At 71.5% G+C, this 16,836-nt stretch carries 9 protein-coding genes; 5 read left to right on the top strand and 4 right to left on the bottom strand.

The window, feature by feature from the left end:
- Positions 1–28: 28 nt before the first annotated feature.
- The 3 genes from ACE1OC_RS14695 (at position 29) to ACE1OC_RS14685 (ending at position 3,899) form a co-directional block, all read left to right on the top strand.
- Positions 29–457: an ATP-binding protein gene (locus ACE1OC_RS14695; RefSeq protein WP_250741823.1), complete on the top strand. Its 429-nt coding sequence runs from the start codon at positions 29–31 to the stop codon at positions 455–457.
- Positions 458–681: 224 nt separating this feature from the next.
- Positions 682–3,243 (top strand): SpoIIE family protein phosphatase, encoded by a 2,562-nt coding sequence (locus ACE1OC_RS14690; protein WP_407841559.1) that lies wholly within the window; start codon positions 682–684, stop codon positions 3,241–3,243.
- A complete protein-coding gene (locus ACE1OC_RS14685; RefSeq protein WP_407837391.1) occupies positions 3,240–3,899 on the top strand; it encodes a hypothetical protein in 660 nt (219 codons plus the stop codon). The genes ACE1OC_RS14690 and ACE1OC_RS14685 overlap by 4 nt, the downstream gene beginning before the upstream one ends.
- 64 nt (positions 3,900–3,963) lie before the next feature.
- Here the strand turns inward: ACE1OC_RS14685 and ACE1OC_RS14680 are convergent, their stop codons facing one another.
- Entirely contained in the window at positions 3,964–4,257 is a 294-nt protein-coding gene (locus tag ACE1OC_RS14680) for a hypothetical protein (protein WP_407837390.1), read from the bottom strand.
- On the opposite strand from ACE1OC_RS14680, the gene ACE1OC_RS14675 reads away from it, so the two are divergent.
- On the top strand, positions 4,235–9,205 hold the full coding sequence (locus ACE1OC_RS14675; protein WP_407837389.1) for a polymorphic toxin-type HINT domain-containing protein: 4,971 nt from the start codon (positions 4,235–4,237) through the stop codon (positions 9,203–9,205). The two genes, ACE1OC_RS14680 and ACE1OC_RS14675, sit on opposite strands and share 23 nt — an antisense overlap.
- Positions 9,206–9,228: 23 nt before the next feature.
- Positions 9,229–9,759, top strand: coding sequence for a hypothetical protein (locus ACE1OC_RS14670; protein WP_407837388.1), 531 nt, complete (start codon positions 9,229–9,231; stop codon positions 9,757–9,759).
- A 327-nt stretch (positions 9,760–10,086) separates the two neighbouring features.
- Here ACE1OC_RS14670 and ACE1OC_RS14665 read toward each other — a convergent pair whose 3' ends face one another.
- The 3 genes from ACE1OC_RS14665 to ACE1OC_RS14655 form a co-directional block, all read right to left on the bottom strand.
- On the bottom strand, positions 10,087–10,806 hold the full coding sequence (locus tag ACE1OC_RS14665; protein ID WP_407837387.1) for a PspA/IM30 family protein: 720 nt from the start codon (positions 10,804–10,806) through the stop codon (positions 10,087–10,089).
- Between the two features lie 54 nt (positions 10,807–10,860).
- Positions 10,861–12,957 carry a TPM domain-containing protein gene (locus ACE1OC_RS14660; RefSeq protein WP_407841558.1) on the bottom strand — a complete coding sequence of 699 codons (2,097 nt, stop codon included), beginning with the start codon at positions 12,955–12,957 and terminating at the stop codon, positions 10,861–10,863.
- A gap of 97 nt (positions 12,958–13,054) precedes the next feature.
- Positions 13,055–16,807: a protein kinase domain-containing protein gene (locus ACE1OC_RS14655; protein WP_407837386.1), complete on the bottom strand. Its 3,753-nt coding sequence runs from the start codon at positions 16,805–16,807 to the stop codon at positions 13,055–13,057.
- Positions 16,808–16,836 lie beyond the last annotated feature (29 nt).

Below are 16,836 nucleotides of genomic sequence, written 5' to 3'. Positions count from 1 at the left end.
GGACTGGGGTCGCCAGCCGGCCCGGGAAGTGATCGGCGTGATCGACACTGACGGTGAATGCGCCGAATGGGCCTTTCCCGCCGAACCGGGTGCCGTCCGCACCGCTCGCCACGCGGTGCGCGGCACCCTTCGCGACTGGGGGCTCGACGCCGTCGGCGACGTCACCGTCCTGCTGGTCAGCGAGCTGGTCACCAACTCCCTGAGGTACGCTTCCGGCCCCATCGGGGTGCGTCTCGTACGGCGCAATCCGGCCGTCGCCGACGCTCCCTCAGGTCCGGCACTTCTCGTGGAGGTTTCGGATCCGCTTCCGGATCCACCCCGCGAACGTGTTGCCGAACCCGATGACGAGGGGGGTCGCGGACTCCACCTGGTGGCCGTGTCGGCACAGCGCTGGGGGACCCGGCACGGGAAGTCGGGGAAGACCGTGTGGTTCGAATTGGCTCTTCCTGGTGAGTAACAAGGTGAGGGGCAGCCGACGATCACACGGCTTGGCTTGAAAACAACGGGATCTTTTTGTGATCGCGAAGGCCGTGTCGTAGAGCGCCGTGGTGCTGAATACTTCGGTCATGGCCGGTCCGGTTGCGGTGAGCTGGAGGGGACGGTCGCGTGAGCGAGATACCTGTACAGGCACATCAGGCCCGTGTGCCCGGGGAAGCGTCTGGGGAGACCTGGCGCGACTCCCTGTGGCACAGCAGCCCGCCTGGCTCGATATATGACTACATAAAGGTCGCTTCCTTCTCGATCGGGCCCGACGGGCTGATCGACCAGTGGAGTCTGCGCGCCGAGGAACTCTTCGGGCTGACCGCGGCCGAGGCCGTCGGCCGCGACCCCGTCGACGCCTTCATGCCCCCGGAGCTGCGCGCCGGCGCACACCGCAGGGTGGCCGAGATTCTCGACGGCAAGGAGTGGACGGGCCTGATCCCGTTCCGGATCCCCGGCGGCGATGGTGCGCACGGGGTGGCCGAGATCTATGTGATGCCGACCCAGACCGAAACCGCCGAGCGGGCCGCGCTCTGCGTGGTGGTCGACGTCCGTGCGCTGCGCCGGATCGAATCCGATCTGGCCGCCTCGCAGGCGATATTCGGCCAATCTCCCTTCGGATTCCTGCTCTTCGGCACGGACCTCACCGTGCAGCGGGCCAACCGCCGCTTCGCCACCGTCTTCGGCGGCGCCGCCGAGGAGCACCGCGGCCGCACCGTCCACGACTACCTGCCCGCGCACGAGGCCGACCGGATGGCCGAAGCGCTGCGCAGGGTCCTGGAGACCGGGGACTCCGTCAACGACCTCCAGATCACCGGAGCCGCCCCCGGCAGCCGGGACAACCGCCACTGGTCCATCAACCTCTACCGGGTCCACGGCGGCACCGGCCGCCCCATCGGGGTCGCCGGCATCGGCATCGACGTGACCCGCCGCCACCTCGCCGCCCGCGAGGCCGCCGGGGTCCGGCGCAACCTGGCCCTGCTGAACGAGGCCGGACACCGCATCGGCAACTCCCTCGACCTGGAGACCACCGCCCGCGAACTCCTCGACGTCACCGTCCCGGGCTTCTGCGACCTGGCCGCCGTCGACCTCTACCAGGGGCTGCTGCTCGGCGACGACGACCGCCCCGCCCGCCCGCAGGGCCCCGGCGTGCCCAGCCTGCCCGGCCAGGGCCCGGGGCGGGCGCCCTCGGCGCCGCTGCGGCGGGTGGCCTTCTCCTCGGCCGTGTCGGACGCTCCGCTGTCCGGTCCGGGCGCGCTGGTCTCCGTAGGGGAGGTGCACCGCTACCCGGCCGGCTCGCCGGGGGCGCTCGCCCTGCGCACGGCGCGGCCGCGGCTGGTGGAGGGCGGAGGACCCGAGTCCGGGGACCTCGTGCAGTCCACGCTCGTCGTCCCGCTGGTCGCCCACGACACGGTGGTCGGACTCGCGCAGTTCTCCCGCACCAAGGGCAGCGAGCCCTTCGGCGAACGCGACCGGGCGGTCGCGGTGGAGCTCGCCGCGCGGGCCGCCGTCTGCATAGACAACGCCCGGCTCTACCGGCGCGAACACGAACGCGCGCTGATACTCCAGCGCAGCCTGCTGCCCCCCGGCGACCCGGAGGCCGCAGGACTCGACATCGCCTGCCGCTACCTGCCGGGGAACGCCGCCACCGAGGTCGGCGGCGACTGGTTCGACGTCATCGAGCTGCCCGGGCACCGCACGGCGCTGGTCGTCGGCGACGTCATGGGCCGCGGACTGCGGGCGGCCGTGGCCATGGGCGAACTGCGCACCGCCGTACGGACCCTCGCGCTGCTCGACCTGGAACCGGCCGAGGTGCTGACCGCGCTGGACGAGATCGCCCGGGGCCTCGGCGCGCCCGGCGGCTCCCAGCAGGCCTCCCGGGCCGCGCTGCACTCGCGGGATGCCGACCGCTCGGAGGTGTACCTCGCGACGTGCGTCTACGCCGTCTACGACCCGGTCACCCGCCGCTGCACCATCGCCAACGCCGGCCACATGCCGCCGGTGCTGGTGGAACCGGTGGAGGAGGGCGGCACCCCCCGCCCCGGACTGCTGCTGGAGATCCCCACCGGAATGCCCCTGGGCGTCGGCGGGGAACCCTTCGAGGAGGTCGAGGTCGAACTCCCCGAGGGCGCACTGCTCGCGCTCTACACCGACGGCCTCGTCGAATCCCGGACCCACCCCCTGGAGGAGGGCCTACGGGGCCTGCGCGACGCGCTGGCCGACCCCGCGCGCCCGCTGGAGGAGGTCTGCGACCACGTCCTGAACACGCTGGACACCCGGCACGGCGAGGACGACATCGCGCTGCTGATGGCCCGGGTCCAGGGCCTTCCGGTGGACGCCGTCGGCGACTGGCAGCTCCCGCGCGAGGCCCGCTCGGTGGGCCGGGCCCGCGAACTGGCCCGGGCGAAGCTGCCCGCGTGGGGCCTGGAGGGACTGCTCGACACCACGGAGCTCCTCGTGAGCGAGCTCGTCACCAACGCCCTGCGCTACGGCGAGGGCGAGATCCGGCTGCGCCTCCTGCTGGACCGGACCCTCGTCTGCGAGGTCTGGGACGCCAACCTGGTCCAGCCCCGCCGCCGCCGGGCCCGCGACACCGACGAGGGCGGCCGCGGCCTCCAGCTGGTCGGCCTGCTCTCCGCGGGCTGGGGCACCCGCCGCACCCACCGCGGCAAGACGGTCTGGTTCGAGCTCCCGCTCCCGGGGGCGGTGGCGGAGTCGGTGGCGGAACTGTCGGCGGAACAACTGCTGAGCATGTACGGGTGAGCACGGGCGAGTGGCTGTGGACCGCGCTGTGGCGGTACGTCCTGACCGCGGCCGTCGGGGTCGGGGCCCTGGCGGGGGTGCTGGGCGCCACGGAAGGGTTCGCCGACGGGGTGTTCTCGCTGGGGATGCGGGTGGTGCTGGTCGCGGTGCCGCTCCTGACCGTCGGGACCATGCTCGTCATCGTCCCGCTCGCCGGGCGCCGGTACGAGCCGCCGAGCGGCGGCCCGATGAAGATCCGGGGCGGCTGGATGGTGCTGCTCGTCCTGGTACCGGCGCTGCCGCTGCTCCTGATCGCCCCGCACCTGTTCCTGATCCTGCTGGCCACCCAGCTCGTCTACGCGACCTGCGTGCTGCCCTGCCAGGACGCCCGCGCCACGGAGGACGTCCTGCGCTCGCTCGCCGACCCGGAGGTCCCGGCGGAGCGACGCGCCGCGATCGCGCGGGCGGTCGGCACGCTGCGCACCAGGCCCGTCGTCGAGGCCCTGATGGGCGCAGCCGTGGACCGCGACCCGGAGGTCGCCGAGGCCGCACTGGAGACCCTCTACGGGATCTGGCGGCGGGACGGGGTCGTCGGCGAGGACCTGCTGCTGAGACTCCCCGAGCAGGACCGCGAGCAGGTCCGGGCCCTCGGCATCAGGGTCCGCAGCCCCTGGTGAGAACCGGGTGGGGGCCGCCCCCGAGGGGGCGCCCCGCCGACCGTCAGACGGCCTTGCCGGACCGTCAGGCTCCTGTCCCCGGTGGGCGGCGCAGGGGCTCGAGGCCGCGAGCGAGGCCGCGCTTGAGGACAGCTGCAAGTGGGCGTTCGACGAAGCGGTGGACCAGCCAGGCGGCGGCGAGCATGCCCACCGTCATCACGGCGACCAGTACCCAGGGGGAGAGGTCGTGCCGCAGCAGGCGGATTCCGGTCCAGCCGATGTGCTCGTGGAGGAGGTAGAGCGGGTACGTGGTGGCGCCGGCCACGGTGAGCCACTTTCCACGGATCCAGGAGAGCTTGCCGAGCGCGAGCGCGAGCATCACCACGCCCCTGTGGCTGAAGTCCATCACCCGCACCGCGAAGGCCGGCGCCGCCACGGACATACCCCTCGCACCGGTCACCTTCACCGGTGAGCAGAGGCCCAACCGTGTCGACAAGACCGGCGACGGCCTGGCGCCCTACGTACGACTGCGCATGAGCCAGGTGAACACGGAGACGGGCGGCACCATCGGCGTCACGTACTCCCAGCCGGATTGCACCAGCGCCACCCTGCCGCCCGCAGACGCGACGAACACGACGCGCTGCTACCCGGTGAAGTGGGCATGGGAGGGCGAGACGACCAAGATCGACTGGTTCAACAGCTACGTCGTCACGCAGGTCGTGGAGGGGGACAACCTCGCCAGCAGCCCCGACAAGGTGACCGCGTACAGGTACGTGGGAACGGCGGCCTGGGCCAAGGCCGAAGACGAGTTCATCAAGGCCGAGGACCGTGTCCACTCGGTGTTCCGCGGCTACGGTCTCATCCAGACCCGAACGGGCGCGGCCAGTGACCCGAAAACCCTCACCGTGCACCGGTACTTCCGTGGCCTCGACGGCAAGAACGTCGTGGACGGCACCGGGGCGCCGGTCGTCGACCGGCCCGAGTTCGCCGGAATGATGCGGGAAACGGCCGTCTACGAAGGCGACGACACGTCGAAGCTGGTGAGCGCCACAGCCAGCACTCCGTGGCGTGCGCTGACCGCCACCGCAACTCGGACCCGCGCCGGTCTGCCCAATCTCGTCTCCTACAAGACGGGCACCGAAAAGGAGGCGACCCGCACCACGGTCACGGGTGGAACCCGCACGACCGAGACGAGCCGTGAATTCGACGCCTACGGCATGGTCGCCACGGAATCGGCAACCGGCGACACCGCCATCGCCGGGGACGAGACCTGCACCACGAACACCTACGCGCGCAACACCGCGACGTGGATCCTGGACCGGCACAGCCGCGTCGAGACGGTCGCGGTGCCCTGCGGTACGGCCGAGAGCAAGCCTGCGGATGTCATCAGTGACACCCGCACCTACTTCGACAACGGCACGCTCGGCACGGTCCCCGGCGCGGGCCTGGTCAGCAAGACCGAGACCATCAACGGCAAGGGCGACGGCTACGACGTCCAGGCGACCGTTCCGACCACATGCGGCGCTGCCAAGAACGAGCTCTGCTACGACGTCTACGGCCGTCAGCTCGCCACTGCCGACACGTTCGGCAAGGTCACGAAGATCGCCTACACGCCGGCGACCGGCGGTCTCATGACCTCGATGGTGGTGACGAACCCGCTGGGACACACCGTCACTTCGGAGATCGACCCGCTGCGCTCGCAGCCCACGAAGGTCACCGACGCCAACGGCAAGCTGACCACAACGGAGTACGACCCCCTCGGCCGCGCGACGAAGGTCTGGCTGCCGAACTGGACTGCGGCCGACAACCCCGGCAAGCCCAGCCGCGTGTTCGAGTACGCGATCGGCAATGACGCACCCAACGTCGTCACTTCGAAGACCCTGACGCACGACTACCAGTACTCCACGGTCTACTCCATCTACGACGGCCTGCTGCGCGAGCGTCAGACGCAGACACAGTCGCCGGACCTCTCCGGTCGCCTGGTGACGGAGACGTTCTACGACACCCGTGGCCTGGCTTGGCGCAACTCGGGGGTCTACTACGCGGCTGGTGCTCCGTCCGCTGAGCTGGTCACAGGGGCGGAAACCGCCTACCCCGCTTCCACGGACACCCTCTTCGACGGTGCCGGCCGAACCACCACTGTCATCTCGAAGAAGTTCGGCACCGAGACCAAGCGCACCACCACGAGCTACACCGGGGACACCACCACGGTCGTCCCGCCCCTGGGTGGCATCGCCACGACCACGGTCACCGACGGGCTCGGACGGACCATTGAACAAAAGCAGTACACCAACGCCGCTCGGACGACCTCCCAGTCGACCAAGTACAGCTACAACAAGCTCGGCCAGTTGGAACAGGTCACCGATCCGGCCAACGTCAAGTGGACCTACACCTATGACGTCCGGGGCCGCCAGGTCGAGACGGACGACCCGGACAAGGGCCTGACCAAGACGGTCTATGACCAGGGCAACCGCGTCACGGACGTGACGGATGCCGCCGGTGTCACCCTGCACACCGACTACGACGCCCTCAGCCGAGTGGTCAGCACCAAGCATGGCTCCACGACTCTGACCTCCCAGGTCTACGACACGGTCGCCAAGGGCCAGCCGACGAAGTCCACTCGGTACGTGGGAGGCAAGGCGTACGAGTCGGAAACCCTCACCTACAACGACCTGTACCAGCCCCTCACCACTGAGGTGACCATCCCGTCCACCCCCGACACGGGGGCCCTTGCGGGTACCTACAGCTGGACGAACAGCTACAACATCAGCGGTCAGGTCCTGACGACCAAGCAGCCGGCCCTGGGCGACCTCCCGGCAGAAACGGTCGGCAGCACGTACAAGACGGTCTCCGGCCTGCTCAACAGCATGGCCGCGGGCAACAGCCGCCTCGTCACGGCGATGACGTACGACCACTACGGGCGCGCCATCCGTCAGGAACTCGGCTCGGCCGGCCAGCGCCTGTACCGGTCCACGGAGTACGACGAGCACACAGGCGCGGTCAGCCGCGTGTACACCGACCGTGACGTCGCACCCCAGCGGATCGAGGACACCAAGTACACGAACGACCCCGCGGGCAACCTGACCTCGATCGCCACGGCGTACGGCCAGGACGCCCTTCGCACCACCGACACCCAGTGCGTCGACCTCGACGCGCTGCGCCGCATCACCCAGGCCTGGACCAACAAGGGCGAGACCTGTGCAGCCTCTCCGTCGGCCACGGTCATCGGCGGGACGGACCAGTACTGGACCACGTACACCTACGACGCGGTCGGCAACCGCAAGACGGAGACCCAGCACAAGACGGCCTCCGGCCCGACGGCTGACACCATCCGCACGTACCAGGCCCCGACTGCCGGCAAGCACGACCTGCTGAAGGTCACCCAGACCGGCACCGACCCGCACGACGAAACCTTCACCTACGACGCCGAGGGCAACACGAAAACCCGCAAGAGCGGGACAGGTGAAACCCAGTACCTCGACTGGGACGTCGAAGGCCACCTCAAGACGGTCAAGCAGGGGACGTCCACCAGCTCCTACCTCTACGACAGCGGCGGCCAGCGGCTCCTACGCAAGGACTCGACGGGCACGACCCTCTACCTCCCCGGAGGAAACGAGCTCAAGCTCGACAAGGCCGGCAAGGTCACCGGCACCCGCTACTACGGCGATGTCGCCATGCGCACCGGCGGCAAGCTCAACTTCACCGTCGCCGACCACCACAAGACCGGCACCACGCAGGTGACCGCCGACGCCGCGCAGACGGTGACCCGACGCAAGACAGGCCTCTTCGGCGACGACCGCGGAACCCAGCCGGCCAACTGGGCAGGCGAAAAGGGCTTCGTAGGCGGAACAAAGGACGCGGAAACAGGCCTCACCCACCTCGGTGCCCGCGAGTACGACCCCACGATCGGCCGCTTCATCTCGGTGGACCCGATCATGGACCTCAAGGATGCCCAGCAGATACACGGGTACACGTACGCGAACAACAACCCCTTCAGCCTCTCGGACCCGTCGGGCCTGCGACCTGAAGGAGTCTGCGGCGGAAACAGCAGCAGGTGCGCATCCGACCATGACCGCAGCGGGGCGACGACCGACTATCACGAGAGCTGGGAGTACAAGGGGAACGGCGGCTGGAAGTGGTCGTCATGGATAACCCAGACGAAGAAGGGCAAGAAGGACAAGGTTTACGGCGGCATAGGCTATGGCGACTGGTACGACCTCACGCCGCGCCGGTTGACCTTCAGCCGTAACACGATCCCCGGGATCGGGCGCTTTTTCGCCTCATCGCTCGACTTCTTCAACCCGCTCACATCCTACGGAATAAGCGCAGCAGGCGGATATGACAGCCTGATGGAGGGGATGGGGGTCGACACCTCCGACCCGGCCTACGAAGACGGCGAAGGCCTGGTCGAAATGGCCACCCTCGCCTTCGGTGGCGCCGGAAAGTCGTTCGCGAGGAAGCTGTGCCACTCCTTCCTGCCGGGCACCGAAGTCCTCATGGCGGACGGTTCCCGCAAGGAAATCCAGGACATTGAGGTCGGGGACGTGGTCTTCGCCACGGACCCGCAAACTGGTGAGAGTTACAAGAAGACCGTTCTCGAAACCATTCGCACCGAGGACGACAAGGACTTCACCGAGCTCACCGTGGCCACCGAGGACGGCCCGGCTGCCATCGTCACCACGGACACCCACCCCTTCTGGGTTCCGGAACTCGCCGAATGGGTCAACGCCGGCGACCTCCAGGTGGGCACCACCCTGCGCACCAGCGCAGGCAAGCACGTAGAGATCACCGCCCTCAACAAGTACACCAAGCGCCAGCGCACCCACGACCTGACGATCTCTGACGTCCACACGTACTATGTGCTTGCAGGCGCGAGCCCCGTCCTGGTTCATAACTGCAATGTGCCCAGCACCCGGGGCGACGTAGGCGGTCGCGCCGCAGACGTGGATGTGGATACGGCTCCGGCAAACTGGTCACAGGCTGAGCGTCTCGAACAGGTATCGCAACGAGTCGCAACGTTCGCGCTGTTCGCCTCGAGTTCCAAGACTAGGGGTCGTACTTATGTTGGCGCCCTGAATACTCGCACGGGAGACACGGCCCTCGCTTCCTCCGGTTGTGGGTACTGCGCCGAAGGAAACGCGCTGCTTGCGATAGGCGGAAATCCGGCTGAGGTTATCTTCACTCACGCGGTCACCCTGGCTCGGGATGCTGGTGGGCGCTGGTCGGCTGTTCGCAAGTCAGTCTGCGTCCGCTGCCAAGCGGACTATCCGAGTCGCAGTAACTTCGTGCCCGGCATTACGGCCGAGCCAGGCGGGCCATGGGGATGAGAGAAGAGAGCACTGCCATTAATATGTTCGAGATTGAGCTGCGAAAGTTTGATTGGCCGCAGATGGAATGCGGCTGCGGCGAGAGTGCCGGGCACCTCCCAGGCATGATCGCCGAACTGATGGCACTTGAGCAGGACCATGGCCACGGCGAGGCGTTCAGTACCTCACTTCACGGTCACGTCTTGACCGGAGCCGACGGCCTCGTGGCGGTATCTTCAGCGTTCCTTGCGGTTGCCATGGCCGCCCTCACGGGGAAGCTTTCCGAACCTGCCAGACGCGAGACCCTTGGTATGATTCTGCGAGTCCTTGGGTCTGCGACTTCCGTGGAATCGATCGGTGGGTCAGAGAGTGCTTTCGCTGCCGAATGCATTGACGCCGCACGGCAGGGGAAATGGCTCTTGTATGCGGAAGTCGTGTATGGCACGTCACCAGCAGGAACGGCATACGGCTTCGAATCGCTCATACTCATCGAGCAGGACAAAAAGAGACTACGCGCAGTTCAGGCTGCGGCAGCGGATCGTCTCCCATGGGACCTTAAGGCAGAGGAAATTTAATCCGACGGCCTGGTGAAAGCCGATGCGATAAAACCCCAAAGGTCGCCTACCCTTGACCTTGACGGCGCAGAGCATCGTCGCAACCGCTTTGCCGTGTAACGGCAGCGAGTAGAAGCCCCGCCAGGTGCAACCTGGCGGGGCTTCAGCGTGTGGTGACCGCAGTAGTTGACGGCAACGCGGCGGACGGCTGCTGTGTAACGTCGCAGTTCGTAAGCGTGGGTGGGTCCACGTCCGGCGTTTGGTCTTGGAGCAATCAGCAGTGCGCGCGGCGCTCAGGTCCCCTCTTTCGGGACCTGAGCGCCGCGGGCTGTCGGGAAGGGGCGGGCGTCAGGCGGCCTGGCCCGTCTTCAGGGCGGCCAGGCGGGCTTCGATTTCCGAGGTTTTGCCGAGGTCGTCCAGGGACTCGAACTGCGCGTCCAGGGAGGAGGCGGCCAGCTCCTGCTTGCCCAGGGCCATGGCCTCCTCGCGGCGGACCTTCTCCTCGAAGCGGGTGATGTCGCTGGTCGGGTCCATCACGTCGATGTTCTTGACCGCGTCCATCATCGTGTTCTGGGCCTGCGCGGTCTTGGCCCGCGAGACCAGCTCGTCGCGCTTCGCCGTCAGCTCCGTCAGCTTGGTCTTCATCGAGTCCAGGCCCGACTTCAGCTTGTCGACCACCTCGGTCTGGGCGGCGATCGTCGGCGCGGCCGTCTTCGCCTCCTTCTCCGACTGCATCTGGCGGCCGAGCGCGACCTTCGCGAGGTTGTCGAACTTGTCGGCGTCGGCGGCCGACCCGGACGTCCGCAGCTCGTCGGCCTTCTTGCTCGCCGCGAGGGCCTTTCCGCCCCACTCCGCGGCGGCGTCCACGTCCTCCTTGTGGTCCGCCTCCAGCATCCGCAGGTTGCCGATGGTGGTGGCGACGGCCTGCTCCGCTTCGGAGATGTTGTTCGTGTAGTCGCGGATGAGCTGGTCCAGCATCTTCTGCGGGTCCTCCGCCTGGTCCAGCAGGGAGTTGATGTTGGCCTTGGCGAGCTGGGTGACGCGGCCGAGGATGCTCTGCTTGCTCATGTTCTCTGTCTCCTTGGGGACGAAAGAGGGGGAAAAGGGGGTAGGGAGAGTGCGTCAGAAGCGGCCGCCGCCGCCCATGCGGCCGCGGGTGCCGCCGCCGCCGAAGGAGCCGGGGCCGCGTCCGCCGCCCCCGCCGAAGCCGCCGCCGAAGCCCCCGCCCCCGCCGCCGAAGCCGCCTCCGCCGCGGCCGCCGCCCAGGATCTCGCCGAGGATGATCCCGCCGAGCACCGCGCCGCCCATCCCGCCGCCCTGCTGCCGGCCGCCACCGCCGTACGGGTTCTGGTACCCCCGTACGTCCTGTTCGGCCAGTTGCTGCGCCTGGCGCGCGAGCGAGTCCGCCTGCTGGGCCTCGGCTAGCGCGCCCGCCGGGTCCGAGCCCGCCAGGGACGTGGACCGCTCCAGGTGGCGCTGCGCCTCCGCCAGCCGGGTACGGGCCTGGCTGCCGATCGCGCCCCGGCTGGTGGTGATGTAGTCCGTGGCCGCGCCGATCGCGCTGCGGGCCGTGAGCAGGGCCTGATCGAGCAGGGCCGCCGCCCGCTGCCGGCCCGACTCCCGCTCGCGGGCCCCGGCCAGCGCCTCGTCGAGGGCCGCGTCGGCCTCCTCCACGCGGCGCAGCGCGTCCAGCGGGTCGTACCGGCCGGCGGCCTGCTCCTGCCGTACGTCGGCCAGTACGGCCTGCGCCCGGCTGATCCGGCCGCGCAGATCGGCGGTCGAGGTGCCCTCGGCGGTGCCGGACAGCAGCCCGCTCGCGTCGGCGAGGTCCGTGTCCGTCTCGTTGAGCGCGCCGGGCAGTTTCCCGGCCGCCTCCGCCAGCTCCTGCGCGCGCCGCTCCACCGCGTCGACCAGGGTCGCCGCCTGGTCCACGGCGCCCTCGGCCGCCCGGACGTGCACGGCGGCCTTGCCGTTGTCGCCGGTGTCGATCGCGGCGCGGGCCTCGCCGAGGCTGGTCGTCGCGAACAGCAGCCGGTCCTTGGCCTGTTCGGGGTTGGAGGCCACCGGCGCCGCCGCGGAGTCCGCGTACTGGCGGCCGAGCGCCGTGAGGGTCGCCTCCGCCGTGGTCGTACGGCCCGTCAGGTCGCGGAAGTGGGCCTCCACGGTCGCGAGCGCCTGCGGGGCGTTCTTCTCCAGGTCCCGCAGCCGGTCGAAGTCGTCCGACTCGGCGTCGAGCCGCCGGCTCGCCTCCGTACAGCGGGCCACGATCTCGTCCAGCATCCGGCGGCGGGTGGCGTCGTCCTCCGGGTACGCGTCGTCGAGCTGCTGGCGCAGCCGGAAGGAGGCCGTCAGCTCACCCTTTCCGAACTCCACCGCCTGCGTGAAGGCCGACACCGCCTCCTCGCCGAACTGTGCGGTGGCGAAGCCGAGTTCCTCGGTGCTGGTGCGGATCGCGTCGTCGGTCTCCACCAGCAGGGCCTTGGCCTTGGCGTCCAGTTCCGGCAGGGGAACGGGGCCGGGCCCCTGTCCGGACCAGCCGGTGGTCTTCGAGCCGCCGCTGCCGCCGTCCGCCTGCTTGCGCTTGCGGCGGGTGTACGCGTACGCCCCGAGGGCGCCGGCCGCGCCGACCGCGACCACCGGGAGGACGAAGTCCCCGGCGCCGCTCTCGCCGCCGCTCGCCGCGGCGCCTCCGGGGTCGGCCTCGCCGGGGACGATGGCCGGGACCGGCACGGGCCGTCCGCCCAGGACCGCGTCGTAGCCGCCCGCGGCGCCGATCGCGGCGCCCGCCCAGTCGTTCTGCTTGAGGGCCGGCTCGATGGCGGTCTGCGCGACCGCCGCGAGCTGCTCCTTGGTGAATCCGGAGTCGACATCGGCCGAATAGGCGTACTGCCGGGCCCCGGTGGCGATGGCCAGCAGGACGTCGTTCTGGCCGAGGCCGTTCTTCTGGGCGGTGGCGTCGGCCCAGCTCTGCGCGGACCGGTCGGAGAAGTCGCGCACGTACGTGACGAACAGCTGGACCTTCCGGTCGGCGTACAGCTTGTCCAGCGCGGCGGTGACCTCGGGCTTGCGGTCGCCCAGGGCGCCCACACGGTCGGTGATCTGCCCCTGCTGGGACAGGGTGACGGGGTCGTCGGCCCGGGCGGCCGGAGCGGCGGCCGTCGCCCAGCCGGTGAGCGCGAGCAGCGCGGCGGCGAGGGCGAGCCCGGACCGGACGGATATCTCGGCGGTGGTGCGTCTCTTCGTGCAGCTTCTCGGCGGAGTCACATTTGGGAGAGTATGGGCGGTTTCCCCCTCCCGCACCCGGAGCCGACACCCGCTACGGCAAGCCGTACGCCGTCAGCTCGGGGCGGGAGAGGACGAGGTGGTCGCCGACCAGCAGGGCGCCGACCGCGGCCAGCGGCGGGTGGTCCCAGTACCGGCGCGGTCGGCCCGAGGCCGGGTCCAGGACCGCCACGTACGGGTCCGGCGAACGGCCGAAGAGACCGCGCCGGCCGCCCTGGGGGACCTTGACGTACAGACCGCCCGGACGCAGCCCCAGCAGTTCGAACCCGCACCCCGCCCCGCCGCACCGGGCCGCCTGGCGCATCCAGCGCAGTGCGCCCGTCACCGCGTCGAGCGCGTGGACCGTGTCGTGGCCGTCCCGGCTCTCCCGGCCGTCCCGGCCCTCCGGCGCGTGCGAGACCGCGTACACCGTGCCGCGCTCGACGAGCAGGCCCTCCGCCGGGACGCCCGGCGCGCTGCGCCACACCTCCCGGCCGGAGCCCTGGTCCAGGGCCAGCACCGCGCCTTCGTCCAGGAGGTGAACGAGGCCGCTCCCGGCGAGCCGCGGATCGTGCAGCGTCCGCGCCGTGGGGCGGGACCGCTGGAAGGACCACACCGGGCGGCCGGTCGGCAGGTGCAGTGCCCGCAGCCGCAGATCGTCCGCGAGGACCAGGCAGTCGCCCACCGCGGCGGGGGAGCGCGTCGCCGGGTCGGGAACCGGGCGCTGCCACAGGACCTCTCCCGTCGCCGCCCGCAGCGCGGTCAGGTCCCCCGGAGCCCCGTGCACCAGCACCGGACCCACGGCGCGCAGCGGCCGCGGCCCGGGGAGGTGGGCGCCTGCGGTGCCGGACAGCGGCTCCGTGCCGGGCAGGTCCCGCCACCACCGCACCCGCCCGTCGCGCGGCTCGCGCGCCAGCAGCCGTACCCCGGGCGCGCCGGCGCGCCGGACCTCGACGTACACCGTGGCCGCGTCCGCCGTGCAGGCCACCAGGAGCGGCCCCGTCCCGGGCAGCGGGGGTGCGGCCGGACCCACGCCTTCGTCGGAGCGGGCCGTCCAGCGGGTCGTACCCTCTGCGGCCCGTACGCAGCCCACCTCGGACCCCGAGCGCCACACCACGTGCGCGCCGGCCGCGTACGCGGCGTCCGGCCGGGCATCCGTGTGCCAGGAGCGGGCGCCGGGTTCGGTACGCCGCTTCGGCCCGGGCCCCGGCGGGCGCGACCCGGCGTCCGTGTCCGGGCCGCCCAGGGCCCTGATCCCGGACGGCGGCGGGCTCCCCGCGTCGGCGGCGGCCTCCGCCAGCCAGGGCACCCGGCCCGTCCCCACGGACAGCCGGGCGCCGAGGGCCAGTTGCAGGGACCGCTGCGCCGGGTCCGGCCGGTTCCGTGCCAGGCCGGCCCACTCCCGCGCCGCCGCCGCGTCCAGCGGAGTCCGGGCGTCCTGGTCCCGGTAGGCCCGGGCCGTGGCCAGCGAGGACAGCGCGTGGTCGGTCTTCGCGTCGGCGGCCTCCCCGGGGCGGCCCCCCAGCAGGGCGTCGGCCTGCTTCCGTAGCCGCTCCGCCCGGTCGGAGCGGCCCTCACCGGCGTGCTGCGCCGCCTCCTCGCGGAGCCAGGCCGCCCGCTCCTCCAGGAACCGCGGCAGCTCCTCCTCGGCCTGCTGCAGCGCCCGGGCCCCGCCCGCCGGGTCCCCGGCCGCGAAGCGCTCGCGCGCCACCTGGCACAGCGCCAGCAGCCGTCCCCCGGCGGAGCCGATGCGCTCGCTGAGCCGCAGGGCCGCCGCCACGTCGTGCGGGGCGACGGCCACCACCATGTCGTAGGTGGCGGCCCCGCGCTGCCCGGCGTCCGTGATCAGCGCCAACTGCAGCTCGGCCTCGGCGGGATCGGCCGCCGCGACGGCCGTGGCGACGCGGGCCCGCAGTCGCTTGTCCGTCCGGGCGTCCGCGAAGTGGTCCGCGGCGATCCGGGCGGCCTGCCCGGGGGCGACCACGGCCAGCTCCTCCGCCACCTCGCACAGCGGGCCCTCCCGGTCGGAGCCGAACACCGTGAACAGCGCCTGCTGCGCGTCGGTCAGCAGCCGCCGGGCCCGCGCCGGGGCACGCGTGGACGTGGCCCTGGCCAGCCGGGTCAGCAGCCGGGCCACCCGCGCCCCGTCGCCCCGGCCGCCCTCCCACGCCGCGATCTCGGCGTCGCCGAGCAGCCGCCCCGCGAGCTCCGCGTCGAAGCGCGCCGCGGCGTCGGCGGCCACCGTCAGCACGTCGATGCGCGCCTCGTCCCCGGGCTCCAGCCCCCGCAGCCCGACCTCGGCCTCCAACAGCAGCTCCCGCACGAAGGCCTGCACATCCGCGGGCACCTCCCCGATGCCCTCCTCCCCGTCCCGGGCCCCAGGCCGGATTCCGGCGGACTCCTCCCCGTCCCGGGCCCCAGGCCGGATTCCGGCGGACTCCTCCCCGTCCCGGGCCCCAGGCCGGATTCCGGCGGACTCCTCCCCGTCCCGGGCCCCAGGCCGGATTCCGGCGGACTCCTCCCCGTCCCGGGCCCCAGGCCGGATTCCGGCGGACTCCTCCCCGTCCCGGGCCCCAGGCCGGATTCCGGCGGACTCCTCCCCGTCCCGGGCCCCAGGCCGGATTCCGGCGACCCCATCCCCGTCCCGGGCCACTACTTCCGTTCCGCCCCCGCGGCCGAACCCGTTCCCGGCCCTGGCCCGGTCATCCGCGCCAGATCCGTCCCGGTCCCCTGACTCAGTCCCGCCCCCGCCCCCGTTCCCGACGCCTGCCCCGGGCCGGACCCGGACCTCGGCCCGGCCATCCGCGCCGTACCAGTCCCCTGCCTCCGGCCCGCCTTCGGCCCCTGACCTGGTCCGGACCCCGACCCCGGCCTGGTCATCCGCGCCATACCCGTCCCGCGCCCCGCCCCCGGCCAGGCTGCCGCCGCCGTCCCGTGCCCCACCCCCGGCGAGGCTGCCGCCCCGCGCCCCGCCCCCGGCGAGGGGTCCGCCCTCCGCCAGGGCCCGTATCGCCGTGGCCACGGCCTGCGCCGAGCCGGGGCGGTCCGCCGGGTCCTTCTCCAGTAGCTGCCGCACCAGCCGCTCCACCTCCGGCGCGACCACCGCACCGGTCTCCCGCAGCGAGCGCGGCGGGTCCTCGATGTGCCGGCGCATCAGGACGTAGGGGACCTCGCCCTCCCCGAAGGGCGGCTCCCCGCTCAGCAGCGCGTACAGCACGCACCCCAGCGCGTACAGATCGCACCGGGCGTCCACCCGCTCGCCCCGCCACTGCTCGGGGGCCATGTACGGCGGGCTCCCGAAGATCCGGCCGGTGACCGTCCAGCCGGCCGTGGCGTCCGAGGAGTGCGCGATGCCGAAGTCGCAGATCTTGACCCGCCCGCCGGGCATCAGGAAGAGGTTGGCCGGCTTCAAGTCCCGGTGGATCACCGAGCGTTCGTGCGCGGCGGCCAGCGCCTCCGCGGCCTGGGCGGCCAGCTCCAGCGCCACCGGCACCGGCAGCCCGCCCGGTACCCGGGACAGCGTGCTGCGCAGGTCCTCGCCTTCGAGCAGTTCCATCACGATGAAGAGCCGGCCCTCCTCCTGGCCCACGTCGTGCACGACGGTGATGCCGGGATGCTGGAGCCGCGCCCCGATGGTGGCCTCGCGCCGGAAGCGGGCGACGGCCTCGTCGGCCATGGCCGTCTCCAGGAGCACCTTCACCGCCACGGCCCGGTCCAGCGCCGCGTCGTGCGCCCGCCACACCTCGCCGAAGCCGCCTTTGCCGAGACGCTGTTCGAGGCGGTACCGGCCCGCCAGCTGATCCCCCACCCGCACCGCGAAAGCCCCCTGACTTCACG

Source organism: Streptomyces stoeckheimensis (assembly GCF_045822005.1).
Lineage (GTDB): Bacteria > Actinomycetota > Actinomycetes > Streptomycetales > Streptomycetaceae > Streptomyces > Streptomyces stoeckheimensis.
The sequence above is the reverse complement of the archived record's forward strand: the minus strand, read 5'-3'. Positions and strand labels throughout refer to the sequence as shown.

Bases quoted from the DNA above. Each gene is read 5' to 3' on its own strand.
- ACE1OC_RS14665 (WP_407837387.1), bottom strand. From the start codon at position 10,806: ATGAGCAAGCAGAGCATCCTCGGCCGCGTCACCCAGCTCGCCAAGGCC.
- ACE1OC_RS14670 (WP_407837388.1), top strand. From the start codon at position 9,229: ATGTTCGAGATTGAGCTGCGAAAGTTTGATTGGCCGCAGATGGAATGC.
- ACE1OC_RS14680 (WP_407837390.1), bottom strand. From the start codon at position 4,257: ATGCTCGCGCTCGCGCTCGGCAAGCTCTCCTGGATCCGTGGAAAGTGG.